Origin of the sequence: Aeromonas sp. S19(2024) (assembly GCF_041402625.1) — a bacterium.
Lineage (GTDB): Bacteria > Pseudomonadota > Gammaproteobacteria > Enterobacterales > Aeromonadaceae > Aeromonas > Aeromonas caviae.
This window is the reverse complement of the sequence record NZ_JBGLQU010000008.1, coordinates 15,649-39,871: the sequence shown is the minus strand read 5'-3', so window position 1 is coordinate 39,871 and position 24,223 is coordinate 15,649. Positions and strand designations below refer to the sequence as shown.

At 64.1% G+C, this 24,223-nt stretch carries 27 protein-coding genes and 1 pseudogene; 10 read left to right on the top strand and 18 right to left on the bottom strand.

Annotation, left to right across the window (positions count from 1 at the left end):
• Positions 1–41: 41 nt before the first annotated feature.
• From fruA to fruB, 3 genes are read right to left on the bottom strand one after another with little or no spacing between them, the layout of a single operon-like run.
• Positions 42–1,766 carry a PTS fructose transporter subunit IIBC gene (gene fruA / locus ACB037_RS15605; protein WP_371175546.1) on the bottom strand — a complete coding sequence of 575 codons (1,725 nt, stop codon included), beginning with the start codon at positions 1,764–1,766 and terminating at the stop codon, positions 42–44.
• Complete coding sequence (pfkB, locus tag ACB037_RS15600; protein WP_128314079.1) at positions 1,763–2,752, bottom strand: 1-phosphofructokinase; 990 nt, start codon at positions 2,750–2,752, stop codon at positions 1,763–1,765. The genes fruA and pfkB overlap by 4 nt, the downstream gene beginning before the upstream one ends.
• A complete protein-coding gene (gene fruB / locus ACB037_RS15595; RefSeq protein ID WP_010674822.1) occupies positions 2,752–3,852 on the bottom strand; it encodes a fused PTS fructose transporter subunit IIA/HPr protein in 1,101 nt (366 codons plus the stop codon). Before fruB ends, pfkB begins: the two co-directional genes overlap by 1 nt.
• A 307-nt stretch (positions 3,853–4,159) precedes the next feature.
• Between fruB and cra the strand changes: the two genes are divergently transcribed.
• The 4 genes from cra (at position 4,160) to ACB037_RS15575 (ending at position 7,984) form a co-directional block, all read left to right on the top strand.
• Entirely contained in the window at positions 4,160–5,146 is a 987-nt protein-coding gene (gene cra / locus ACB037_RS15590) for a catabolite repressor/activator (RefSeq protein WP_371175545.1), read from the top strand.
• A 307-nt stretch (positions 5,147–5,453) separates the two neighbouring features.
• Positions 5,454–6,647 carry an aromatic amino acid transport family protein gene (locus tag ACB037_RS15585; RefSeq protein WP_041211460.1) on the top strand — a complete coding sequence of 398 codons (1,194 nt, stop codon included), beginning with the start codon at positions 5,454–5,456 and terminating at the stop codon, positions 6,645–6,647.
• A gap of 243 nt (positions 6,648–6,890) precedes the next feature.
• Positions 6,891–7,295, top strand: coding sequence for an antitoxin Xre-like helix-turn-helix domain-containing protein (locus ACB037_RS15580; RefSeq protein ID WP_316287549.1), 405 nt, complete (start codon positions 6,891–6,893; stop codon positions 7,293–7,295).
• Entirely contained in the window at positions 7,295–7,984 is a 690-nt protein-coding gene (locus ACB037_RS15575; RefSeq protein ID WP_371175544.1) for an RES family NAD+ phosphorylase, read from the top strand. The genes ACB037_RS15580 and ACB037_RS15575 overlap by 1 nt, the downstream gene beginning before the upstream one ends.
• An 86-nt stretch (positions 7,985–8,070) precedes the next feature.
• On the opposite strand, the gene ACB037_RS15570 is transcribed toward ACB037_RS15575, so the two are convergent.
• Complete coding sequence (locus tag ACB037_RS15570; RefSeq protein ID WP_128295930.1) at positions 8,071–9,471, bottom strand: DEAD/DEAH box helicase; 1,401 nt, start codon at positions 9,469–9,471, stop codon at positions 8,071–8,073.
• 305 nt (positions 9,472–9,776) lie between these two features.
• On the opposite strand from ACB037_RS15570, the gene ACB037_RS15565 reads away from it, so the two are divergent.
• Positions 9,777–10,595, top strand: coding sequence for a substrate-binding periplasmic protein (locus tag ACB037_RS15565; protein ID WP_371175543.1), 819 nt, complete (start codon positions 9,777–9,779; stop codon positions 10,593–10,595).
• 87 nt (positions 10,596–10,682) lie between these two features.
• On the opposite strand, the gene aroC is transcribed toward ACB037_RS15565, so the two are convergent.
• The gene (gene aroC / locus ACB037_RS15560) at positions 10,683–11,771 is read right to left on the bottom strand and encodes a chorismate synthase (RefSeq protein ID WP_045524914.1); all 1,089 of its coding nucleotides are present in this window, start codon (positions 11,769–11,771) and stop codon (positions 10,683–10,685) included.
• A 16-nt stretch (positions 11,772–11,787) separates the two neighbouring features.
• Complete coding sequence (gene prmB, locus ACB037_RS15555) at positions 11,788–12,723, bottom strand: 50S ribosomal protein L3 N(5)-glutamine methyltransferase (protein WP_371175542.1); 936 nt, start codon at positions 12,721–12,723, stop codon at positions 11,788–11,790.
• Between the two features lie 65 nt (positions 12,724–12,788).
• Here prmB and smrB point away from each other — a divergent pair, with 65 nt between their 5' ends.
• Entirely contained in the window at positions 12,789–13,313 is a 525-nt protein-coding gene (gene smrB, locus ACB037_RS15550) for an endonuclease SmrB (RefSeq protein WP_041211465.1), read from the top strand.
• A gap of 307 nt (positions 13,314–13,620) precedes the next feature.
• Here the strand turns inward: smrB and ACB037_RS15545 are convergent.
• From ACB037_RS15545 to ACB037_RS15520, 6 genes and pseudogenes are all read right to left on the bottom strand, one after another.
• Positions 13,621–13,737: pseudogene (locus ACB037_RS15545) on the bottom strand (ATPase); the annotation flags it as partial.
• A 124-nt stretch (positions 13,738–13,861) separates the two neighbouring features.
• Positions 13,862–14,089, bottom strand: a complete 228-nt coding sequence (locus tag ACB037_RS15540) for a DUF4287 domain-containing protein (RefSeq protein ID WP_319888351.1) — start codon at positions 14,087–14,089, stop codon at positions 13,862–13,864.
• 29 nt (positions 14,090–14,118) lie between these two features.
• The gene (locus tag ACB037_RS15535) at positions 14,119–14,517 is read right to left on the bottom strand and encodes a GFA family protein (protein WP_041211468.1); all 399 of its coding nucleotides are present in this window, start codon (positions 14,515–14,517) and stop codon (positions 14,119–14,121) included.
• A gap of 207 nt (positions 14,518–14,724) precedes the next feature.
• Positions 14,725–15,090, bottom strand: coding sequence for a VOC family protein (locus ACB037_RS15530; protein WP_042863909.1), 366 nt, complete (start codon positions 15,088–15,090; stop codon positions 14,725–14,727).
• A 122-nt stretch (positions 15,091–15,212) separates the two neighbouring features.
• Positions 15,213–16,658 (bottom strand): chitinase, encoded by a 1,446-nt coding sequence (locus ACB037_RS15525; protein ID WP_371175541.1) that lies wholly within the window; start codon positions 16,656–16,658, stop codon positions 15,213–15,215.
• A gap of 188 nt (positions 16,659–16,846) precedes the next feature.
• Entirely contained in the window at positions 16,847–18,040 is a 1,194-nt protein-coding gene (locus ACB037_RS15520; RefSeq protein WP_371175540.1) for a methyltransferase, read from the bottom strand.
• A gap of 182 nt (positions 18,041–18,222) precedes the next feature.
• On the opposite strand from ACB037_RS15520, the gene ACB037_RS15515 reads away from it, so the two are divergent.
• The 4 genes from ACB037_RS15515 (at position 18,223) to ACB037_RS15500 (ending at position 20,996) form a co-directional block, all read left to right on the top strand.
• Positions 18,223–18,801: an alkylphosphonate utilization protein gene (locus ACB037_RS15515; RefSeq protein WP_039040739.1), complete on the top strand. Its 579-nt coding sequence runs from the start codon at positions 18,223–18,225 to the stop codon at positions 18,799–18,801.
• 520 nt (positions 18,802–19,321) lie between these two features.
• Positions 19,322–19,957: a LysE family translocator gene (locus tag ACB037_RS15510; protein WP_182936271.1), complete on the top strand. Its 636-nt coding sequence runs from the start codon at positions 19,322–19,324 to the stop codon at positions 19,955–19,957.
• 123 nt (positions 19,958–20,080) lie between these two features.
• A complete protein-coding gene (locus ACB037_RS15505; RefSeq protein WP_039040737.1) occupies positions 20,081–20,284 on the top strand; it encodes a hypothetical protein in 204 nt (67 codons plus the stop codon).
• Positions 20,285–20,405: 121 nt separating this feature from the next.
• Positions 20,406–20,996: a hypothetical protein gene (locus tag ACB037_RS15500; RefSeq protein WP_371175539.1), complete on the top strand. Its 591-nt coding sequence runs from the start codon at positions 20,406–20,408 to the stop codon at positions 20,994–20,996.
• A gap of 73 nt (positions 20,997–21,069) precedes the next feature.
• Here ACB037_RS15500 and ACB037_RS15495 read toward each other — a convergent pair whose 3' ends face one another.
• The 6 genes from ACB037_RS15495 to ACB037_RS15470 form a co-directional block, all read right to left on the bottom strand.
• Positions 21,070–21,561 (bottom strand): histidine phosphatase family protein, encoded by a 492-nt coding sequence (locus tag ACB037_RS15495; protein WP_371175538.1) that lies wholly within the window; start codon positions 21,559–21,561, stop codon positions 21,070–21,072.
• Positions 21,562–21,599: 38 nt separating this feature from the next.
• Positions 21,600–21,821 carry a hypothetical protein gene (locus ACB037_RS15490; RefSeq protein WP_323956074.1) on the bottom strand — a complete coding sequence of 74 codons (222 nt, stop codon included), beginning with the start codon at positions 21,819–21,821 and terminating at the stop codon, positions 21,600–21,602.
• A gap of 92 nt (positions 21,822–21,913) precedes the next feature.
• Complete coding sequence (locus ACB037_RS15485) at positions 21,914–22,222, bottom strand: putative quinol monooxygenase (protein ID WP_010674842.1); 309 nt, start codon at positions 22,220–22,222, stop codon at positions 21,914–21,916.
• Between the two features lie 265 nt (positions 22,223–22,487).
• Complete coding sequence (locus ACB037_RS15480) at positions 22,488–22,973, bottom strand: GNAT family N-acetyltransferase (RefSeq protein ID WP_371175537.1); 486 nt, start codon at positions 22,971–22,973, stop codon at positions 22,488–22,490.
• A gap of 17 nt (positions 22,974–22,990) precedes the next feature.
• A complete protein-coding gene (locus tag ACB037_RS15475; protein ID WP_039040728.1) occupies positions 22,991–23,464 on the bottom strand; it encodes a cupin domain-containing protein in 474 nt (157 codons plus the stop codon).
• A gap of 288 nt (positions 23,465–23,752) precedes the next feature.
• A complete protein-coding gene (locus ACB037_RS15470; protein WP_042017161.1) occupies positions 23,753–24,139 on the bottom strand; it encodes a septal ring lytic transglycosylase RlpA family protein in 387 nt (128 codons plus the stop codon).
• Between the last annotated feature and the right edge of the window lie 84 nt (positions 24,140–24,223).

Here is a 24,223-nt window from a genome sequence, read left to right as displayed (position 1 = left end):
GGGCCGCCTTGTCATGAAGGGTGTGTCACGCCGTGACGCTCTCAGGCGGTCGCCAGCTTGGCCTGCTCCTCGCCACGCTTGAGCATGGCGTAGGCCACCCCGGTCACCAGAGAACCGGCCGCGATCGCCAGGATGTACATCATCACATGGCTGATGGCGTTCGGGATGAAGAGCACGAACAGACCACCGTGGGGTGCCACCAGCTCGCAGCCGAACAGCATGGAGAGCGCACCGGTCAGGGCGCCGCCCGCCATGCAGGCCGGGATGACACGCATGGGATCCTTGGCGGCAAACGGGATGGCCCCCTCGGAGATGAAGCACAGACCCAGCACGAAGGAGGCCTTGCCCGCTTCCTGCTCCGCCTTGATGAACTTTCTGCTGGCCAGGAAGGTCGCGATCCCCATCCCCAGTGCAGGCACCATGCCGGCGGCCATGACCGCTGCCATGGGGGCATAGGTCTTGGAGGCGAGCAGGCCGACACCGAAAGCATAAGCCGCCTTGTTGACCGGGCCACCCATGTCGAAGCACATCATGGCGCCGATGATGACACCCAGCAGCACGGCGTTGGCAGAGCCCATGTTGTTGAGGAACTCGGTCATGGCGTTCATGATGCCCGCCACCGGGCCACCCACCACGTAGATCATCACCAGACCGGTGAACAGGCTGGCAAAGAGCGGAATGATGAGGATGGGCTTGAGGGCTTCCAGGGTGACCGGCAGGCGCACCTTGTCGCTCAGGAACTTGGCGCTGTAACCGGCGAGGAAGCCGCCGACGATGCCGCCAAGGAAACCGGCGCCGAGCGAGCTTGCCAGCATACCGGCGATCATGCCGGGCGCCAGACCCGGACGGTCGGCGATGGAGTAGGCGATGTAGCCTGCCAGCACCGGGATCATCAGGGCGAAGGCGGAGCCGCCACCGATCTTCATCAGGGCCGCGGCCAGCGTCCCCTCTTCCTTGAACGCTTCAATGCCGAAGATGAAGGAGAGCGCGATGATAAGGCCCCCCGCCACCACCATGGGCAGCATGAAGGAGACGCCGGTCAGCAGGTGCTTGTAGGGGCCCGCCTTCTCCTCTTTCTTGACCGCGGCCGCGCCGCTGTGGCGATAGATCTTCGCCTCGGTCCAGGCCTTGTCGAGCTCGGCCCGGGTTTTCTTCAGGGCAGCCCCCGTGCTGGTGCGATAGACCGGCTTGCCGTCAAAGCGCGCCATGTCCACCTCGATGTCAGTGGCGAGGAACACCAGATCGGCGGCGGCAATCTCGTCCGCCGTCAAGGTATTCTGGGCACCGACCGAGCCCTGGGTTTCGACGCGGATCTGGTGACCCAGCTGCTTGGCCATGGTCTCCAGGGCCTCGGCCGACATGAAGGTGTGGGCCACCCCGGTCGGGCAGGCCGTCACCGCCACGATGCGCTTGGCACCGCTGGCCGGTTTGGCAACCACAGGTGCCGCCTCATGGCGATAGACGCTGGCACCGCTTCGCGCGGTTTCCAGCAGGGCAGCGGGATCCTGGAGCGCCAGATCCATGTCGCCCCGATAGAGCGACTTGCCGTCATAGGCGGCCAGATCCACCGGTGCGCTGGCAACGACCAGCACCAGGTCGGCGGCGGCAATCTGCTCTTTCGAGGGAACCTGACGGGGCTGCACGCTGGAGTCGACGTCGAGGGTGAGCTCCCAGCCAGCCAGTTTGGCCTGCTGTTCTATCCGTTTTGCAGCGAGAAAGCTGGTGGCAATGCCCGCCGGGCAAGCCGTAACCAGAATTGCTTTCATTGGGCATCTCCTGAGTTAGCCATCAAATGGGGTTGGGGTTGAGTCGGTGCCAGATCATCCAGACGCTGTACGCGCACCTGCTCGAGTAACGGTTTGAGCACATTGATATCGTTGAAGCCGACCGCGACCTGGCTCACCGCCAGTGCCGAGACGGCGGTGGCCAGCCGCAGGGTCTGCTCCGGCGTCCAGTCCAGGCTCATGCCATGGACCAGGCCCGCCACCAGGGAGTCGCCGGCACCCACGGTGCTGACCACCTCCATGCGCGGCGGAATCGCCTGCCAGGTGGCATCCGGTGCAAACCAGATGAGGCCGTCGGCACCATTGGAGATCACCACGTTGGGGATCCCGCTTGCCTGCAGCGCGCGGGCGCACTCGGCCTGCTCGCTCAGGGTCTTCACGGGGCGACCCGCCCACTGGCTCAGCTCTTCCAGGTTGGGTTTGACCAGGGTCGGCGCCGCCTTGATCCCTTCGCTCAACGCCGCGCCGCTGCAATCGAAGATCACCTGCTTGCCCTTGGCCTTGAGCAGGCGAATGAGGCGCGCGCAGTAATCGGGGGCCACCCCTTTGGGCAGGCTGCCCGCCAGCACGAACCAGTCGGTGTGGGGAGCCAGTCGCTCCAGCGCCGCCTCCAGGGCGCTGACATCACCTTCCTGCACGGCGAGTCCCGGCAGATTGAGATCGGTCACCCGGCCGGATTGTTCGGAGATCTTGACGTTGATCCGGGTGTCGCCCGCCACGCGCACGAAGTGATCGGCAAGAGCACGCTCCTCGAACAGGGAGACGAAGCTCTGCTGGTTGCCCTCGCCGAGCCAGCCGGTCAGGCCTACGTCACGGCCGAGATCTTTCAAGACCATGGCGACGTTGATCCCCTTGCCCGCGGCGCGCAAGTTGGCCTCGCTCACCAGATTGACCTCGCCAGGGTGCATGGCCTCCAGACGGGTGGTGAGATCGAGCGCAGGGTTAAGGGTGATGGTCACTATGTCCATCAGTGCGCCCCCTCGCCAAGACCCGCGGCAATGGCTTCGCCAATGCCCTTGAGGGCTGCTTCGGCATCCGCTCCTTCGGCGCGAAACGCCAGACGATGACCGCACTTGACCCCAAGCCCGATCACCTTCATCAGGCTCTTGGCAGAGACGGCTTCACCGCTGCCATCGAGGTTGGCGACGCGGATGTCGGATTCATACTCCTTGGCCACCTTGACCAGCATGGCGCCCGGACGGGCGTGCAGACCGTGGGGGTTGATGATGGTGAAGGTCTCGGACAGCCCGCTCGCCGGACCCGCCTGCAACATGGCAAGACCATCGCTGCCAGAAAGGGTGGCCAGTTGGCCGGCTGCGGCCAGCTTGGCCAGATTCTCGAGTTGCGGCAGATGGCCGCTATCTGCGGCGCACAGCAGCAGCAGGGCGCTGACCGGCAATTCACCGACGTTCAGCGGGGTGCTCGGTGTGGCCAGCACCCAACCGGTCTGGGCCGCTTGCGCACGGGCCAGCCAGATGCCCTCCCCCAGGTGAACAGGCTGGCTGGCCAGGAGGGCGCTCACCATGGCGGCGTCTCCCCAGCCTGCGGATTTGGCGCGGGCCGCAGCCCCCAGCAGCAACTGGTCCTGGTCGTCGGCCGGGAAGTCCGCCAGGGTCAGGTATTGCACCTCTTTGGCGGCAGTCGCGCCAGTCAGGATATTGATGATGGTCTCTTCGTCGGTCGCCCCCTTGAGCTGGGCTGCAGCCTGCTCGTCACCCAGCACGTGGGTGAGCTGGCGCAAGATCCCCAGGTGCTCGTCGGACTTGGCGGCGATGCCGATGGCGACGTAGGCAATCTGCCCCTCGTCCCACTCGATGCCGTGGGGGAACTGGGCCACCATGACGCCGGTGCTCTTCACCAGATGACGGGTGTCCGTGGTGCCGTGGGGAATGGCGATACCGCTGCCAAGATAGGTGGCGTGCTGCGCTTCCCGCGCCAGCATGCCGTCCACGTAACCTGCTTCAACCAGACCGGCGTCGGTCAGTTTGCTTGCCAGCAGGGCGATGGCGTCCGCCTTGGTCGTCACCGATTGTCCCAGCAGGATTTGCTGTCGCGCCAACTTCAACATAGAGATTCTCCATCAGGTCCGGCTTCACCTCGCGGCGTACCGGCTCAACTCAACTCGATTTTCGGGTAACTTGCCTGCTGACAATAGACGGTGATCTCTCGCTTTGGTGAGCCGGAACCCATTTCCAAGTGCAGATAATCATCCGTTACTGACAAGCTGAATCGTTTCACTTACACTCAGACTGAATCGTTTCAGCGCATTGTTCAAGATCCCGCAGAAAGTACGTTTCAATGATATGATCCCGCGCACACTTTTCGGCGCCCCAACCAGGAACCGGCGCGGGCCTTGCAACTCAAACAGAGCCAACATGATGAAACTGGATGAAATCGCCGCGCTGGCCGGTGTCTCTCGCACCACCGCCAGCTATGTGATCAATGGCAAGGCCGATCAATACCGCATCAGCCAGGCAACCCGCGACAAGGTGATGGCCGTGGTCCATGCCCACAACTATCAGCCGGACAGCCGCGCCGCCTCCCTGCGCGGCGGCCAGACCCGCACCCTCGGCTTCATCCTGCCCGACCTCGAAAACGCCAGTTACGCCAAGCTCGCCAAGCGCCTGGAGCAAGGGGCTCGCACCCAGGGATATCAGTTGCTCATCGTCTGCTCGGAGGACGATCCGGACACCGAAAAGGAGCTTGCCCGGATGCTGGTGAGCCGCCATGTGGACGCGCTCCTGGTGGCAAGCTGCCTCCCCCCGGCGGATCCCTTCTACTTGGAGCAGCAGTCCCGGGGCGTGCAGATCCTCGCCATCGACCGTGCCATGGCCACCGAGCACTTCGTCACCGTGGCGAGTGAAAACCAGAAGGCGAGCCTGGACCTCACCGCCTCCCTGCTCACCCCGGCCATCGGTCATATCGCCTTGATCACTGCACTGCCGGAACTGACGATCAGTCAGGAACGAAAAGCGGGCTTCGAACAGGCCATTGCCAGTCACAGTGCGACCCGCCACTTGTGTGAAGGGGCCCACTTCTCGCGCACCGAAGGGTATCGCCTGATCAAGACGCTCCATCAGCAGCTCGGCCAACTGCCCGAGGCGCTGATCACCACCTCCTACATCCTGATGGAGGGGGTGCTCGACTACCTGCTGGAGCAGGAGGCCAACATGAGCCAGCTCGCCATGGCTACCTTCGGGGATGACCGCCTGCTCGATTTCCTCCCCTTTGGCATCAACTCCCTGCCCCAGCAGCACGACGCCCTGGCAAGCCAGGCCCTGACGCTGGCCCTCAAGGCGGTCAATGGCGACTACCAGAGCGGCCTGCACTATGTGAGCCGTACCCTCAAACGCCGCCGCTGACGCGAAACGGACGTGCCGAAGGCGACCACGGTCGCCTTTGCGTGTTTTTACGCCATCCACTCCAGACAACTGTCATCATTTATTTCCACACAAGCGCCTTTCACAGTAGAACCTTCGCTCAATCCCGCTTGTTTTCGATATTTTAATCGGCTAACGTGGCAACCCTGTTTTACAACCTGCGGCTGTTCGTAACGATGTCTCCACTCCGATATTGCTAGCCTCCGGCTTTTCCCCGGAGGCGTCCCCCGACACAGCCAACTGGCTCTCTCTTGTTTGCAACAGCGCCCCTCACTTTCGGATGGATGACATGAATACCAAGACCCTGGGTTGTACCCTGTTGATTGCCGGCACCACCATAGGCGCCGGCATGCTGGCCCTGCCGCTGGCCTCCTCGTCCCTGGGCGGCCCCGCCACCCTGATGCTGATGATCGGCCTCTGGGCCCTGATGGCCTTCACCGCCATGCTGCAGGTGGAAGCCAGCCTCAGCACCGGCAAGTGGTACCTGCACCAGCTGGCGGATCACCTGCTCGGCCCCTGGGGCAAGGGCATCGCCTCCTTCTGCATCCTGATGCTGTTCTACGCCCTGGCCTCCGCCTACATCAGCGGCGGCAGCAGCCTGCTGGCCCAGGCACTGGCCGATGCCGGCCTTCCCCTCGGCCAGGAGCAGGCGGCCTGGGTCTTTACCCTGCTGTTTGGCGGCATGGTGTGCGTCGGCACCAGGCAGGTGGATTACCTCAACCGCCTGATGTTCACCGTGAAGCTGGTGATCATGGTGGCGGTGCTGGCGCTGCTGCTGCCCCGCGCCCAGGGGCAGCACCTGCTCTCCATGCCCCTCGGGGAAGGCTTGTTGCTGGCGGGCCTGCCGGTGATCTTCACCTCCTTCGGCTTCCACGGCTCCATCCCGAGCGTCATGCTCTACCTCGGGGACAACCCCAGGCAGTTGCGCCGGGTCTTCGTGTGGGGCTCCGCCTTGCCGCTCGTGCTCTACGTGCTGTGGCAGGTCGCCATCCTGGGGCTGCTGGGCCAGCAATCCCTGATCCAGACCGGCGGCGCCCTGGACAGCCTGCTGGCCAACGTCGGTGGCCTGGTGAGCTGGCCCGCCTTCAACCAGGCGATGCATCTGTTCGCCGATCTGGCGCTGGCCACCTCCTTCCTCGGGGTGACCCTGGGACTGTTCGACTTCATGGCCAAGGTGACCCGTCGCAAGGACAACTGGCAGGGCCGCACCCAGACCGGCCTCATCACCTTCGTGCCGCCCCTGCTGTTCGCCCTCTACTTCCCGCAAGGCTTCATCATGGCGCTGGGTTACGCCGCCATTGCGCTGGCGGTGCTGGCGGTGCTGCTGCCGGTGGCCCTGGTGTGGCAGAGCCGCAAGCAGGCCGAGGCAGACCACTACCGCGTCCCAGGCGGCGTACTGGCCCTGGGTCTGGCCGGTGCCATGGGGGTACTGATCGTCGGGGTGCAGGTCAGCGTCAGCATGGGGCTGCTGCCCGCCCTCTGATCTCCCCGACCCGACAAACAGAAACGCCGCAAAGAGACACGCCCCGCCAACCCAGTTGGCGGGGCGTTTCATTGGCACGGGCTCACTTGGCCGACCCGCGCCCCTCCTCGCGAAACCCATCCAATAATGAACATTTGAGTGCAACCATGTATAGATATGTACATGACTGCGCCCCTGCCCTACACTGCTTAGCAGACAACCCACGATCCCGTGCCCGTCTGGCACGCCAACCCGGGAGGCAACATGGCCGCCACCGCATCTCTCCCCCGGCAACAGCCCGCCGTCGATCCCAGCAAGGCCCTGCCCGTGGTGTTTCGCATCATGGACAAATGGCAGTGCAGCACGGATGAACAGCTCAGGCTGCTTGGCATTACCTCCCGCTCCACCCTGAACAAGTACAAGGAGGCCAGCGGCGGCATTCGGCTGAGCGCCGATCTCCAGGAGCGGATGAGCTATTTGCTCAACATCCACAAGAGCCTGCGGCTGCTGTTCAGCCTGGATGAGAGCATCTATGGCTGGGTGCGCAAGCCCAACAGCCACCCCTTCTTCGCCGGGCGCAGCGCGATGGAGGTCATGCAGGGTGGGCGGGTGGCCGATCTTTACGAAGTGGCCACCCGGCTGCACGCCTGGCGCGGGGAGATGGCCTGATGTCCTCCCTGCCCTTGCGCACCTTCCACAATGCCTGCGCCTATCGCATCATTCCGAGCCGCTTTCCCCCCATCTGCCTCTATGAAGACGTCGCTACCGCCGACGAGCTGGAGGCGGTCTGGGCCGTAGAGGCTCTGACCAACGACAGGCTGAGGGAAGAGGCGGGCGAGCTGATGCGGGTGCCCAGGGAAGACTGGCTGGTGGGGCTGCCCGGCGGCAGCTATGTGATGGGCGCCTTCACCCACCTCAATCCCGAGGGTGCCCGTTTCACCACGGGGGACTTTGGCGGCTACTATTGTGCCCCCTCCCTCGACACCGGCATCAAGGAGACGGTCTACCACAGGGAGCGGATCTTCGGGTACACCCGGGAGCCGGCCCAGAAGGTGCAGATGCGGGTGATCCAGGCGCAGTTCAGCGCCAGCCTCATCGACATCACGGGCCCGGCGTTTCTGCCAGGCCCCCTCTATCACGCCACCGATTACGGCCCCGCCCAGGCCTTCGCCCGGGAGCAGAAGGTCGCCGGGGCGGACGGCATCCACTACCGCTCGGTGCGCCACCCCGGTCACGACTGTCACGTGCTCTATCGCCCCCGTCTGGTCAGCCGGGTGGACCACGCCCGTCATCTGGAGTACCACTGGAGCGGCGAGGCCATCACCCATGTGCTGGAAATCCGCCTCTACGGTGAATAGCGTCTACCAGGACAAAAAAAGCCCCGCCAGATTGGCGGGGCTTTTTGTATCAACCGAACAGTGGGGGAGCCTGGCTCCCTGACCGCTTACTGGTTGTGGCTGGCGCGGCGCGGACGACGGGCCTGGGCCGGTTTGCCGGCGCCGCCTTCCGGACGCTGACCGCCCTGGGGCTTGGGCTTGCCACCGTTGCCGGAGCGGTTACCGCCGCCATTGCCACCGTTGGCAGAACGACCGGCACCCTGACGCTGGCCCTGACCTTGCGGACGCGGCGCACGGCGCTGCTCGCTCGGATCCCGCGGCTCTTTGCGAAGCGGCGCGCCGATGCCACGGGCGATGTTGTCGAGGGTCTCGCGGGAGGCTTCAAAACCGGCCACCTGCTCGCACGGAATGTTCTGCTTGGTCAGCCGCTCGATGGCCTTGATGAGCTTGCCTTCATCGGCCGCGACCAGGGAGATGGCGTGACCGGCGGCGCCGGCACGACCGGTACGGCCGATACGGTGCACGTAATCTTCCGCCACGTTCGGCAGCTCGAAGTTGACCACCTGCGGCAGTTTGTCGATGTCCAGACCACGGGCGGCGATGTCGGTCGCCACCAGCACCTTGACGCTGCCATCCTTGAAACCGGCCAGGGCACGGGTACGGGCACCCTGGCTCTTGTTGCCGTGGATGGCGGCGGCGCTGACGCCGTTCTTGTCGAGGGTCTCGGCAACGCGGTTGGCCATGTGCTTGGTACGGGTGAACACCAGCACCTGCTGCCAGTCGTTGCTGGTGACCAGATGGCTCAGCAGGGCAATCTTGTTGGCCTTGTCACAGGGGTGTACCAGCTGCTCGATGCGCTCGGCGGTGCTGTTGCGCGGGGTCACTTCGATCACCGCCGGGTTGTCCAGCAGACCGGTGGCCAGCTCGCGAATTTCGTCGGCGAAGGTGGCAGAGAACAGCAGGTTCTGGCGCTTCTTCGGCAGCAGGGCCAGAATACGGCGGATGTCGCGGATAAAGCCCATGTCGAGCATGCGATCCGCTTCGTCCAGTACCAGGATCTCCACTTCATCGAACTTGACGGCGTTCTGGTTGTAGAGATCCATCAGGCGGCCCGGGCAGGCCACCAGCACGTCCAGACCACGGCGGGTCGCCATCATCTGGGGGTTGATGCTCACGCCGCCGAATACCACGTGGCTGCGGATCGGCAGGTGTTTGCCGTAGTTGCGCACGCTCTCGCCCACCTGGGCGGCCAGCTCGCGGGTCGGGGTCAGCACCAGGGCACGGATGCGATTCGGGGAAACCTTGCGCTTGCTTTCAGTCAGACGCTGCAGCATCGGCAGGGTAAAACCTGCGGTCTTGCCGGTCCCGGTCTGGGCGGCGGCCATCAGATCACGGCCAGCCAGTACCGCCGGGATCGCTTGTTGCTGAATGGGAGACGGGGTGTCGTAGCCTTGCTCGGCAACGGCACGCAACAAGGGTTCGGCCAGACCGAGGGAAGTAAAACTCATAGTTACCTGCTAGGGATAGGGGCGCCAAAGATCGTGGTGGGGCTCCTCTGCTGAGCCGATGCCATCTCACAGGATCCGGGCCTATAGAGAAAACAACGATTTCCCCGGGGAGCAGAGCAAAGGGGAAAGAATAGAGGCGCAGTCTAACGGAGTTGGCGCACTTAGACGAGGAAAATGTGATGCACCTCCCAGCGCGGCTGGAAATAGCGACAAAGGCAGGACAAAATGGCCCGAATCGCCGTATGTATCAAAGCCCCTGCACAGCCTGCCGGGGACGGCGCGATACACGGAACAGGAGGTTTTGATTGAAACGGAAGTTCACCCCCACCGCCCGGCGCATGCTGGGCCTCGTCTTGCCCCTGCTCTTCGCCCCGCCCCTCGTCGCCAGGGAGACCCTGTCGGTGGCCTGGAGCCACTGGCCCCCTTTCAGTCAAATCGCTGCCGACGGCACCCTCGGCGGACTGGACGTGACCCTGACCCGCCAGATCCTGGGCAAGGCAGGCGTGGAGCCCGCCTTTCGCAACCTCCCCTGGGCCCGGGCCCTCTACCTCATGGAACGCCAGCAGCTGGACGTGGCCATGGGCGCCCTGAAAACCCCCGAGCGGGAGCGGTTCGCCCGCTTCTCCGCACCCTATCGGCGCGCCAGCTTCGTGCTGCTGAGCCAGCGCCCGCAGGCTGGAGAGCCCGATAGCTGGCAAGGGTTCACCGAGCTGGCAACCCTCTGCCAGGCCAAGGGGCTGCGACTTGGCAAGCTGCGGGGTACCCGCCCCCTGCCGATGAACGAGGAGTGCCCTGCCCTCGGGCAGGCGAGTGAATACAACAGCGATGACAGGCTGCTCACCCTCTTGCTGGCGCGCCGCCTCGACGGCGTCATCATGGAGTGGCAGTACGCCCGCTACCGGCTCGGCCAGCTCGGGGCGAGCGACGCCATCCAGTGTCAGGTGCTCTTGCACCAGCAGCCGGTGCGCCTGATGTTCGCCAAAGAGGCCGTGAACGATGAGGCGCTCGCCCGCATCGATGCCGCCATCGCCACCCTGCCCTCACCGGACCCCGCCTTTGCGCCGCCCCGCTGCCGCCTGGACGCAACCCGGCCCCCATCGCTCTCGACGCCATCGGCCCCCTGACGCCGACGCCGGCAAAAATCCATGAAAAAGGCGACCCTGGGGTCGCCTTGTGGTATCTGGTGATCACTCACCCTGCCCGCAGCATGATCAGCGCAGCTGCGGGGTCTGGGTGTGCACGCCCTGGTTCTGGGCACGGTGGCGCAGCAGGTGATCCATCAGCACCAGGGCCAGCATGGCCTCGGCGATGGGCACGGCACGGATGCCGACGCAGGGGTCGTGACGTCCCTTGGTGATCATCTCGGTGGCCTCACCACTGGTGGTGATGGTCTTGCCCGGCACCGTGATGCTGGAGGTGGGCTTGAGGGCCATGCTCACCACGATATCCTGACCCGACGAAATGCCCCCCAGGATGCCCCCCGCATGATTGCTGGCAAAGCCGGTCGGAGTCATCTCGTCCCGGTGCTCGGAGCCTTTTTGCTCCACCACCGCGAAGCCGTCACCGATCTCCACCCCTTTCACCGCGTTGATGCCCATCATGGCGTGGGCGATGTCGGCGTCGAGGCGGTCGAACACCGGCTCCCCAAGGCCCACCGGCACGTTGCGCGCCACGACGCACACCTTGGCCCCCACGCTGTTGCCCTCTTTCTTGAGGGCACGCATGTATTCATCCAGCGCCTCCAGCTTGCCCGCATCGGGGAAGAAGAAGGGGTTCTGCTCGATCTGGCTCTCGTCGAACCCTTCCGCCTTGATGGGGCCGAGCTGGGAGAGAAAACCCACGATCTCGATGCCGTGCACCTGTTTCAGGTACTTCTTGGCGATGGCCCCCGCCGCGACCCGCATGGCGGTCTCGCGGGCGGAGGAGCGGCCGCCGCCACGGTAGTCACGCTGACCGTACTTCTGGTGATAGGTGTAGTCGGCGTGGCCGGGTCGGAACAGATCCTTGATCTCGGAATAGTCCTTGGAGCGCTGATCGGTGTTCTCGATGAGCAGCCCGATGGAGGTGCCCGTGGTCTTGCCCTCGAACACCCCGGAGAGGATCTTCACCTCGTCCGCCTCGCGGCGCTGGGTGGTGTAGCGGGACGTACCGGGCTTGCGCCTGTCCAGATCCCCCTGCAAATCGTCTTCGCTTATCTCCAGCCCCGGCGGGCAGCCGTCGACCACGGCGCCCAGCGCCAGACCGTGGCTCTCGCCGAAAGTGGTGACCCGAAAGAGTTGGCCGAAACTGTTCCCTGCCATGAATGCTCCTTGCTGCTTAGTTCTTGTAAATGGCGAAATGGGCCTGGTACTGCTCGAGCTCTGCGCGGGTCATCACAAAGACGCCGTGGCCGCCGTTTTCGAACTCGACCCAGGTGAAGGGCACCTCGGGGAACTGGGCTTCCAGATGGATCATGCTGTTGCCCACCTCGACCACCAGCACCCCATCCTCTTTCAGGAAGTCGGCGGCATTGGCCAGCAGACGCTTGGTGAGCTTGAGGCCGTCGGAGCCCGACGCCAGGGCCAGCTCCGGCTCGTGGCGAAACTCCTCCGGCAGATCCGACATGTCTTCGGAGTCCACGTAGGGCGGGTTGGAGACGATGAGATCGTACTTGTCACCGGCCGGCAGATCCCGGAACAGATCGGAGCGAATGGGGATGACCTGCTGCTCCAGCCCGTGATCGTTGATGTTGCGCTCGGCCACGTTGAGGGCATCGACGCTGATGTCGATGGCATCCACTTCCGCATGGGGGAACTCGTGGGCCATGATGATGGCGATGCAGCCGGAGCCGGTGCACAAGTCCATGATCCGGGTCGGTTCGTCTTTCAGGAGGGGGGCGAAGCGGTTGGCCACCATCTCGGCGATGGGGGAGCGCGGAATGAGCACCCGTTCGTCCACGTAGAATTCCCAGCCCGCATACCAGGCCTTGTTGGTCAGGTAGGGCGCCGGAATGCGCTCCTGCACGCGGCGGATGATGAGCTCGGCGATGCGGTGGCGCTCGCTGGTGGTCAGGCGGGAGTGGCGCATGCCCGGATCCACGTCCGGCGGCAGATGTAACGCGGGCAGCACCAGTTGCACGGCCTCATCCCAGGCGTTGTCGGTACCATGTCCGTAGAAGATCCCGGCGTCGTTGAAACGACTCATGGCCCAGCGCAACATGTCCTGGATGGTGTGCATTTCGGCAACCACCTCATCGATAAATATCTTGTCCAAATCCACCTCCAAGTCGAGTAATATCCGGCCCGAGAATTTTATACAGCGAGCAAGACGAGTACCTGATGAAAAAAACGCCCTCACTCACAGACGAGGAAAGCCTGCTGTTTCGTGATGCTGTCAAAGGTACCCGGAAAATTAAGCAAGATACCATAAGGGCCTCCTCAAGCCCGGTCAAGCAGAAACGCGAAGTGCGCGAGAGCCGCGAAAAGCTTGGGGTTGACCACTTTTTCAGCGACGAGTACCAGCCCCATCTCGAGGCGGACGGGCCGACCCGTTACGTGCGCGACGACGTGTCAAAATTCGAGCTGAAAAAGCTCAAGCGCGGCAGCTACCCGCCGGAGATTTATCTGGATCTGCACGGCATGAACCAGCACCAGGCCAAGCAGGAGCTGGCGGCCCTGCTCACCCTGTGCCGAAAAGAGAACATCCACGTCGCCTCGGTGATGCACGGCATCGGCAAGCACATCCTCAAGCAGCGCATCCCGAGCTGGCTGGCCCAGCACCCCGCTGTGCGCGCCTTTCACCAGGCGCCGCGGGAGTGGGGTGGCGAGAGCGCCATCCTGGTGCTGCTGGACATCGAGGAGTGACCCCCTTCCCCGCCCCGCCTTGCCCCGGGCGAACGCCATAAAAAAAACCACCGCCAGCTTGCTGGTGGTTTTTTCTTGGCGCCCCACAGGGGTCAGCCGGCGGCTTCCATATGGCGCTTGAAGTTATCCAGGATGCTCTGCCACCCCACCCGCTGCTGTTCGCCGCTGTGCAGGGACTCGGCATCGAACCGCTCCTCCACCCGGGTGCCCCCTGCTCTGCCACGAACCGCACGCTCACCTCGCGGCCATCGTCCATGACGTAGCCGAGCCCCGTCGGCGCGGTGACCTCGGTGAAGGTCCCCTCGAAATCAAACCCCGTGCTGCCATCCCGCGCCGCCATGTGGTGGCAAAAACGCCCACCCACCCGCAGATCCACCCGGCTTTGGGGGCAGTGCCACTGCGGGGAGGCGGCGTTCCACGCCATGATGCTGGCGGGGGTGTTCCAGCCCTGCCACACATCGGCAATCGGCCTGGCAACCCAGACGCTGACGCTTATCTTCATCTCTCTGCTCCTCTGGCTTTCCTGCACGTTTTGCACTGTGGCACTGTCATGCCACGCCGGGCGCATCGGGCTGCGCCAAAAAGTGGGCCACCAGGGCATTGGCATGGCCGTGACCCATGGCGTGTTCGTCCTTGAGCCAGGCCACCAGGGCCATGTGTTTGCGCTCCTCCCGCCCTGCCAGCAGGGTCAGCCAGTGGACGATGGGCCGGCCGTATTTCTGCTCGATGGCGGGAAAATAGGAGGCAGGCCCCTTCACCTTCGGTTGTTCATCCATGATGGCTTCTCCTCGGGGTGAGTTCAGGCTCAGGGTTTGGGGGCGAACTGCTCGAACACCTGCTGTCCGGTCAGGGTCGGAGTGTCATTCTTGAGGGCATAGAAGTCGGGTTTCTCGTCGATGAAGATCTGCCCGGTGAGCTCGAACCCCTGATCCTGAAACAGGCCGGCAGAGAGGATGTACTCGTCCGTCGGCAACAGATGGTAGAAAAGATGGGTGCCGCAGGTGGGGCAGAATCCGCGCTCCGCCCACTCCGACGAGCGGTAGGCCACCGGGGCCATCCCGGTGAACCGCACGCCCTTGCCCCCGTGCACCGCGAACATGGGTCCCCCTGACCAGCGCCGGCACATGGCGCAGTGACACAGGTTGACCTCCTTGTGATCGCCGCTCGACACGGTGATCCCGCCACACAGACAATGTCCTTCCATGATGCCTCCTGAGAGTTGGGGCGACAGACCGGGCGAACGGGTGCTCGCCTTCTTGCCGCACCAGATGAAGTAGCACGGGATCCGGGGGGCGGCAACTGACCATTCCGGAGCCTCACCGCGGGTCTGAGGCTCCCGGAGCGGGAAAATCCCCCTCTTTATTCATCGAGTGAATGACTCAACACACCCCATGCACCGGATAAATAATGGTCAGGTTCCCTCCTGCAAGGCGATGCGATTCCCCTCGCAATCCCGACACTCCGCCACCCGGAGGCCCTCCCCGACCCGGGTGACGGGATAGAGACAGGCCCCGCCCGATGCCAGCGCCCGGGCCATGGTCCCCTCAATGTCAGGCACCCGCAGATAGATCCGGGTGCCATCCAGGCTCGGCACATAGCTCTCCCCCTTCGCCAGGGCGCCGGAGCAGCCCGCCGTGCCACTTTCCAGGGGAAAGAGCGCCATCTCGTTGCCATCGATCTGCACCCGCTCCAGCACCGTCTCGAAGACCCCCTCATAGAAGCGAATGGCTCTCTCCAGATCCTGTACCGGAATTTCAAAATGAATGGCGATGTTCATGGTCATCCTCCCTCGGTGTGAACCCGCAGGCTATCAGTGCCAAAAGAGGCGCAACAAGCCAGCGCGGCGATCAACAAGGGAGGCGCGCGGCCTCCCCGGGGTGCTTGCGCTTGTACTGACTCTCAGGTCACCGGTGCCCAGGGGTCGCCCTTGCCCGGCTCGTTGCCCTGGGTCCACCACTTGGCCTGATAGATGATCCCCTTGTGGCTCACCTTGTTGCCCGCGGTGTAGACCTTGCCTGCCTCCCAGGCCGGTACCCCGTCCACCGGCGGCGTGCCGGGGTCGACCGGGGCCGGATCCAGCGTGGCCACCACCCGTACCTTGGGCCAGCTGGCGTGGGAGCCGTAGAAGTTGGTCACGCACTTCTCGTAATCCCCCGGCACCAGGGCCGAATAGGCGGTCTGGTACCCCACCAGATCACACTCGAAGGAGTAGCCGCCGGGTCTGTCCGGGTAGTATTTCCAGTTGCCGTCCCAGTTGGTGTAGAGCACGTCGTTGGCGCCGTTGAGGTTGAGGCTGCCATAGGGGGTCTGCTGCCAGCAGGTGTTCTTCTCGTCCGCCAGCAGCGGGATCCCGTAGTGGGCCGCGAGCCCCTCCCAGTAGCGGATGCGGTTGACCGGCTGGCCCTTGTTCTTGTTCTGCTCGCCGCACTCGATGCCACCGTTGATGATGTTGATGGTGGTGCCAAAGCCGTAGCCGATGCCCGCCGCCAGCTCACGCTGGGAGGGCACCCAGGTCCGGTCGATGACGTGCAGCATGGCGGGTTTGGGAGCCTGGGGCGTCAGGAAGAACCAGATGGCGGAGGCGAGGTTGAGCCAGGAGTCCGCCACCAGCCCGGGGTTGTTGAGGAGCACGGTGGCGTCGCCGTCGAACATGGCCTCGGAGAAGGCGCCGTAGTTGAAGTGGTAGGAGAGCTGCTTGGCGCCGCGACCGAAATAGCCCTGATCGGTGCTGCAGGGCCAGCGCCGGTTCTGCCAGTCACTCTGGCCACACCCCGTGGTGTAGCCGGTCTGCCCCTCAGACCAGCCCATCTCCCGCACGTGCACCAGGGCCTGTTGCCACTCCTCCAGCCCAAGGGGGTTGTCGGAGACATTCTCCTTGGCGATGTGGCCGCCGGTCTCCTGGGCAAAGTGGGCGAAGGCGGTGATGATGGACTTCTTGCAGATGGCGTCCGCATTGCGCCCGTCCGTGTAGTCGCCGCAGAAGGCTGGGAACTTGCCCACCGCCCGCAGGAAGCGCTCGTAGGTGTACTCCGGGGCGGCCATCTGGGTCAGGAACTCCCAGTCCGATTCGGTGAAGACCCGCTCGACCCGCTTGACGTTGTCCGGGTTGCCGGGGGCGCGGGCTACGATGGCCTCCACCACCGTGTTGGGCCGGGTGGCCAGGGCGTGGGACCAGATCCCGTACATGGGGTTGGCGGTCTTGGCCTGGGCCGCACTGGCAAGATCCGCCGCCGCCATCACATAGCCGCCGCTGTTCTGGGGATCGGGCTGGATTGTCATGGCGCTCTGGCCGGGCAGCGCCCAGACGAGGGCAACCAGGCAGGCGGTACGCGTGAGCATGAACATGGGTAACCATCCTTGTCTTGAAAATGTCAGGGCGAGCATAGGCATCCTGACAACTAAATTCACGACAAGAATTAAGAATTTGGCGAAATTGTGAGCCATGCCTCCCTGCACTCAGATGGCGCTCGTTTGCAGGGGGATCCAGCCCCTGGTCTTGCGGCCGCAGCCATCCGACCTGTCCGGACGCTTGCTCAGATCCCCCCTGCGCGCACCGCCCGGATCAGCAGATTGCGCGGGGTCATGGGTTTGGGACAGAAGGTGCCCACCTCGACCCGGTAGCCCTGCTCCTCGAGGAAGAGGGCGCGATCGAGCAGCAGCCAGATTTCCAGGGGGCGGCGAAACAGGTGGCGCACCAGCTCCATGCGGGCGACATCGCCAAAACGGCGCTCCCCCTGTGCCAGCAAGGCGGCGTAGTCAAGCCCCGCGGGCAAGCTCATCCCCTTGCGCTCGGCGGCCCAGTGGCAGAAATCCTCGAAGCCCCCGGTCAGCAGGCTCTTTTGCAGGTTGGGCACCGGCAGGTACTCATCCACCCCGCGCACCTGGCGCTGCAGGCAGTCAAAGGCGAGGCGCCACACCACCTCCCGCTCCCGCAACCGGGCGATGCGGGCGCCGCCGGTCACCGTCTCCTGCAGCGGCAGCTTCAGGTCGCTCTTGCCAAGGCGCAGGGCACTGGCCCTGGCGGCCCGGGAGAGGGGCGCATAGTGCTCTCCCCTGATGAGGTGGTAGCAACACGGGGAGAGGGTCACCCCCTGGGCGCCCCCCTCGGCCACCCGCGTCAGCAGATGGGTGTGCAGATCGCCGCAGGCATGGAGCGCCATGGCGTGATGGTCCGGGGCGATGAGGGCCCCGGACTCGGCGGCAAAGGCATCCGCCTCCACGAACCGCATGTTGGCGCCGTCGCGCGCGGCGAGCCGCCGCCCCTCTTCGCAGAGCGCCCCCTGCCACTCCAGGCTCAGGATCTCGGCGCCACGGTGCAGCGACACCAGGCGCCCCAGATGCCCCTTGCCGGCGCACCACTCCAGATAGGGACCTTGGTGGGGGGGCAGGCAGCCGGTGAAGGCCTCTATCTGCCCCTGCTTGCGTCCCGGCATGTACATCGCCATGGCCCTGGCGCACTGGACGGGCTCGGGGGCGAAAGGGGCAAGCTCGCCGAGGGCCTGCAACTCGGCCCCCGCCGGGATCCAGGGGGCGAGCAGGGTGCAGAGCGCATCCATGTCCCCATCGAGGTGCGCTATCTCGTCAAGGGTCAGGGCTGCCAGGCACTTCGCAAGGGCTGGCGCCTCGCGGGCAAAGGCGATCCCCAAGTGGTGATAGGGCTGGTATTGCCACCAGCGTCGCTCGGCGGTGAGCAAGCAGTCCAGTTGTCGAAAACGGTGGGCCAGCACGGTGAACCTGTCCTTTGGCGCAAAAAAAAGGGAGGCTCATTCTAGCGATCTGCCGTCAAAAAGCACTCGCCTGTGCGCCGCTGGTAGCCTGACAAAAAGCAGGGATTTGTGCTATATTCCGGCCCCTCATTCGCGCAGCCCGCCACGGCGAGCCGCTTTACCCCTATAAACGGAACCCAATCATGACCATCAATGCCATCCTGCAAGCCCGTGCAAATGCCAAATGCGAGCTGTGTGGCGCAGAACATGCGCTGACTGCCTTCCCGGTGCCGCACTCCCCCGCCAGCGACGACGACCACAGCGTGGCCCTCTGCGCCACCTGCCGCGGCCAGCTGGAGCAGCCGGACACCACGGAGGTGAACCACTGGCGCTGCCTGGGTGACAGCATGTGGAGCCAGGTGCCGGCGGTGCAGGTGATGGCCTGGCGCCAGTTGAAGGCCCTCGTCGCCCGGGGCGAGCTCTGGGCCCAGGACATGCTGGACATGATGTACATGGAAGACGAGGTCAAGGCCTGGGCAGACGCCGGCGTGACCAGCGACGATGACGACAGCGTACCGACTGTCGACTCCAATGGCGCCGTGCTGGTGGAAGGGGACTCCGTCACCCTGATCAAGGATCTGGACGTCAAGGGCGCCGGCTTCACCGCCAAGCGCGGCACCCTGGTCAAGGGCATTCGCCTGACCAACAACCCGCTGCACATCGAGGGCAAGGTCAACGGCATGCAGATCGTGCTGGTGGCCGCCTACCTGAAGAAGGCCTGATACCGACCCTTCAAGCCAGAAGCGCCCCCAGGGGCGCTTTTTTGTTGCCTCTGTTTCCTGCCGTTCGGGTGGCACCCGCGGGAAACTGGACTATCCTGCAAACCAGTTCCGCGGTATGCCCCTCCCCTGACTGTCAGTGCGCCAACGGAGAGGGCCTTCCCGGCACGCATGGAAAGACCCCGGGCACCCTGATCCCCATGGCGCCCACGAGACCAAGGAGCCGCCCCATGGCCAGCAAGAAAGAGATCAAGAAGAAGATCGCCGCCCGCCAGGCGAAAATCGCCAAGCACGAAGGCAAGATCAAAAAGCTGAAAAAAGCCCTGAAATAGGGGCTGACAACCATTAAAACCGCCTGATGGCGGTTTTTTTATACATATCCTTGCCTATTGCATTTCCAGCCGCAGACCATGCTGCACCTGATTGCTCTCCCCTGAATCCTCTTCGGGGCCGGGAGAGACGCCGCTGGACGACTCGTCAAAGAGGCTGGCATCATGCCTGCTTTGACGCCAAGGACGTGCTCATGAACCCCAATACCTGGATGCTGTTTGCGCTGGCCTATCTGCTGGCGACCCTGACCCCTGGCCCCAATGTGCTGCTGGTGGTCAAGAACGGTCTGCAACACGGCTGGCGCGCCGCCCTTGTCAGCATCCTCGGCAACCTGGGGTGCCAGGCCATCCTCATCGGTCTGGTCGCCATGGGGGTGGGGGCCCTGCTGCAAACCCTGCCTCCCCTCTTTGTCGCCCTCAAGCTGGCGGGGGGTGGCTATCTGGTGTATCTGGGCTACAAGGCGCTGCGCGCCGCCAATACCGGTGGCCAAGGGCTCTCTCCCTCCACCGCTCGGGGACGCACCAGAACCACCCTCTCCTTGTTGCGAGAAGCCTTTCTGGTCTCCGCCAGCAACCCCAAGACCATCGTCTTCCTCTGCGCCCTGCTGCCCCAGTTCCTCGATCACCAGAGTCCGCTCACGCTGCAGTTCATCACCATGTACCTGACCATCTGCGCCATCGTCAGCCTGGTGCATCTGTGCTATGTCGCCCTGGCCAGGCGCGCCGGTCGCTACTTCAAGCCAGGTCGCAGCGAGCGCCTCGTTGGCCGCATCACCGGCGGGCTCTTCATCACCCTGGGCGGCGCCATCCTGCTCAGTGGTCGTCCCTGATCCCTGTGCCTCACCGCGGCTGACATTATCTGCACCATCGGCGCCGCTTGGGCGCCGCGGATCCCGGCCACCGGGGCTAGAGTTGTAGGCGTGTCTGTATATGAGCCTGCGGTGGAGCGCCATATGTATTCCTACACCCTCACCTTCCGGGAGGAGGCCGACAAGCTGACGGCCCCCGAACACGAGATCCGCCTGCAAAGCCCGGCACAGGCCGGTGATTTCATCATTCTCTCCGATGGCAGTCGCCATCAGGTGATGTTCGTCACCCACCGCGCCCACTACAGCAGCCTCTACCTCGACAAGGGGGTCCGCATTCCCCAGAGCTGACGCAGGCATCGTCTTTCTCTCCCTCCTGCTATGGTGAGAGAGGGCTGCAGCTCGCCAACGCAAACCCCTTGCCGCCCAGGGAGCGGCAAGCCCGAATGACCCATTGCCAGAGGTATTGATCATGTTCAGACAGACCGCGCTCATCCTGACCCTCACCCTGTTGGGCAGCGCCCAGGTTCACGCCATCAACCACAAATACGCCGAGCAGCTGGAACGCTCCGGCTGCACCCAGGTGACCGAAGCCCAGGGCTGCGATATTCACAAGAGCAAGGCGGAAAACGCCAAGGCAGGATTTGGCACCGCCGCCCCGGCCGACGAAGGCGGATTGAACATGAGCTATGAGCAGAAGCTGGAGCGCTCAGGCTGTACCCAGGTGAGCGAGCTCAACGGCTGTGACATCAACAAGAGCAAGGCCGAGAACGCCGCCGCCGGATTTGGCGCCGCCCCCGCAGCGGCCAGCGCCAGCCCCTACGCCGGCAACTGGGTCGCCACCTTCCCCGAGACGGGCGCCACGGTCGCGAACATCCGCATCGATGACAAGGATCAGGTGTGGGTCAACGACAAGCAGGTCAGTGCCAGGAAATCCGACGGCGCCCTGGTGTTCAAGGAGGGCATGGTCATCTACACCATCCAGGGGGATCGCCACCTCAAGGGAGAAGATGGCTGGGTCGACAACGACGCGGGCACCAAGGGGCCCATCGCGGCCAAATGACCCCGTCACCATCACGACAAGGGGAGCCGAGGCTCCCCTTGTCGTTTCTGCCTGCTTGCAACCCACGCCCCCTCTACCCCTTCTTCGGGAAGTCCAGCACGGCCATCACCGGCGAGCAGGACGAGAGCGCCGACCAGGAGGGGGCATCGAAGGTGAATCGGGCGACGGCGCAGGTCGGCATGCGAGTGATACCGGAGGAAAAGCCATGGGCCAGGTCGGTGAAGGCAGGATCATGACCCACCAGCAGCACGCAGGCGAGAGCATCTGAAAGCGCCCCCACCACCCCGAGAAGGGTCCCGGCATCGCTCTCGTAGAGGCCCTCGTCGATGGCGATGCGGTTCGTGGAATAACCCAGCTCCCCGGCAAGCAGCCGGGCGGTTGTCAGGGCCCGGCAGGCGGGGCTCGAGAGGATGAGATCGGGCTTCACCCCCAGGCGCGCCAGACGAGCCCCCATCAGGGGCGCATCGCGCAGCCCGCGCGCCGCCAGCGGACGAGCGCGGTCAGACAAAGACGCGTCCTCCCAGCTCGACTTGCCATGGCGTACCAGGATCAGGGTTCTTCTCATGACGCACTCCCTGGTTGATCAGGGCCACAGGCAGCCCCTCAGACCGCCCCACGTTTGCCAGCATGAAGGGGCAGAAGCACCATGACCACCATGGTCAGCAGCACACCCCCTCCTCCCCAGCCTACCTGCTCCCAGTGTACTGTCTCCCCGGTCAGCATGCCGGTGAGCAGCACAGTGGCGCAGATGAGGGTCCAGCCGGTCAGGTGGAGGAAGGACTCCCCCCGGTAGCAGCGCTTGATCAGGATGGGGTTGAGGGCCATGGCCACGCAGCCGAGCAGGTAGATGCGATTGCCGGGAGCGAGGCTGAAGGAAAAAAGCCCGATGAGGGGAGCATCGGGCTCTGCGGCAAGGATCAGGGGCTCACTTCTTCCATGAAGACAAGCCGAAGGGGTTCGGCCAGCAGTTCGTCCGCCTGGCGAGCGAAAGCCTGGAAATACGCGGTCTCACAGTGGGCATCCAGGGCGGCCTGACTCACGAAGGCTTCCCGCATGTAGAAGGTACCGGGTTCATCCTTCAACTCGAACAGCACGTAATCGAGGTTGCCTGGCTCTTGGCGAGTGGGGCCAATCAAGGTAAGCAGGGCATCGCGAAGGCGCTCTCCCATGCCGTCACGGGCCTTGAGCACCGCGATCGATACCAGTTTGTCTGTCTCTTTTTTCATCCAGTTTTCTCCGTTGTACATCGTCAATACGCCAGAGAGTGCAACCTGGACAGCGATTTATACTGCCGGATGCGCCCCCATCAGACGTTGCCCAGTGTAGGCAGGACGGTGGGGGCCATATAGGGGGGCAGAATGAACACTGTGTTCAACGGGGTGGATAACCACGCCGTGCACGGAGGAACAAACGAGCGGGAGGGATCATGGCGCAAAGGGTGGCAACGGGACCCGCCAGGAGGCGGCACGGCTTGCTGCCCCCTGGTCTAGGCTAAGGGCCTGCAGACCAGCGCTCAACGTCAAGGCAATAGGTGGTGAAAGGGTGTTCGCCCAGGCGCGTTTTCCTCACCCAGATGGCCCGTCTGGCGAGGGACAGATAAGGCGGGCGGGTATCCAGCAAGTGAAAGAGTATCGTCCGATGGCCAAGCTCCCTCGCCCACCCCATCATCTCGTTGAAAATCGCCACGCCGCTTCCCCAGCCGGCCCTGGCGAGCACGATGGCAAGCTCCACCCCCTCGTCATCGGGCTGGATACCGCACCACCCCGCCAGGGTGCCGTCGAGGAAGATGGCTCGCACGCGACAACCTGGCCGGGCGTCAATTCCCAGCTTGTACGCCATCCAGTCGCGCACCCCGGCCACATCGAAAAGCGGGTGAGGGATCAGGTGCTTTCGCAGCGTCTCGTCGTTGAGCAGCGGCAGAAAATCCTCTGCCCTGACAGCAGAAAAGGAGCTGAACACCATGGAGGTCTCTCTCATTGCCCGAAGAGGCGCCCCTAGTAGGGGCTGCCATCCTTGTGTCTGGCTGACCAGGCGCCATCGGCACCCTGTACCAGGGCCAGATCGTCGTCGGGATAGTCGACGGTATCCCCTGGCAGCCTGTCCCCCACCTCGAGATAGACAGCGTCCACCTCACCGTGGTTGAGCAACTGGTGGGCCAGGCCGCTGCCCCCCTTGAAGCCGATGCACTCCCCCGGCGACATCCGGTACTCCTCCTCCCCGTGGCGCAGGGTGGGATTGCCCGAGAGCACATAAACGAACTCGTCCTGCAGGCCGTGATGGTGCTTGAGCGCCGAGATGGCCCCCGGTGCCAGGGTCGTCAGGTTGACCCCGAAATTGGCAAGGCCGAAATGATCCCCCAGCCTGCGCCGGGTGCGGTGCTTGACCAGGGAGGCAAAGGGCTCCGGATAGAGGGACTTTGCCTTGTGCTCGGGGATGGCCGTTGCCTGAATGGCACGCTTGTCAGTCATGTTCTGATCCTCCCTGTGAATGACGTCTCTCTTTATAGCCTGCTCCTTAGCGGCGAAACATGGGCAGGGGGTTGAAAGGGTGTCTCACACACCATGCCATGCCCGGTTGCCGCCAGATGGCAAAGACGCCCTGATTTTCGTTTGGCTATCTTAATGGCACACCGGAAAATGGGAAGTCACGTTGGCGACCTCACCAATGGAATGAAGAAGATGGCCCGCGATCACCGGGAAATGCCCTCTTCCAGCGGCCCGGGTATGGAGGGGCACCAGCACATGCAGACCCGGTGACTAGAGCACCTCAATCCTGACCTTGATAAGCCCGGATCGGGGATTGCCGATGGCGCTGAACGCCGCCCTGGAGAGATCGATGATGCGCCCGCGGGGGAAGTTACCCCTGTCGTTGACCCGCACCACCACGCTCTTGTCGTTGGCAAGGTTGGTGACCCTCACCAGGGCGCCGAAGGGCAGTGTCATGTGGGCGGCGGTGTTGGCGTGGCGCTGGTAAGGCTCCCCGCTGGCGGTGCGCTTGTTGTGGTAGCGATCGGCGTAATAGGAGGCGAGCCCCGTCTGGGTATAGCCTCGCCAGTTGCCCGCACTGCCTGCATCAGGCTGGCTGCTGCAGGCGGCCAGCAGCAGGCACAGGGAGGCCAGCAGCCCTTTTTGTCGCGTCGTCATGCGTTGCTTCCTCGATGGGACAGAGCGACCAGCATCGCCAGTCGGGCTTCCGTTAACAGGGGCCTACTCTCTCACATTTCCCAT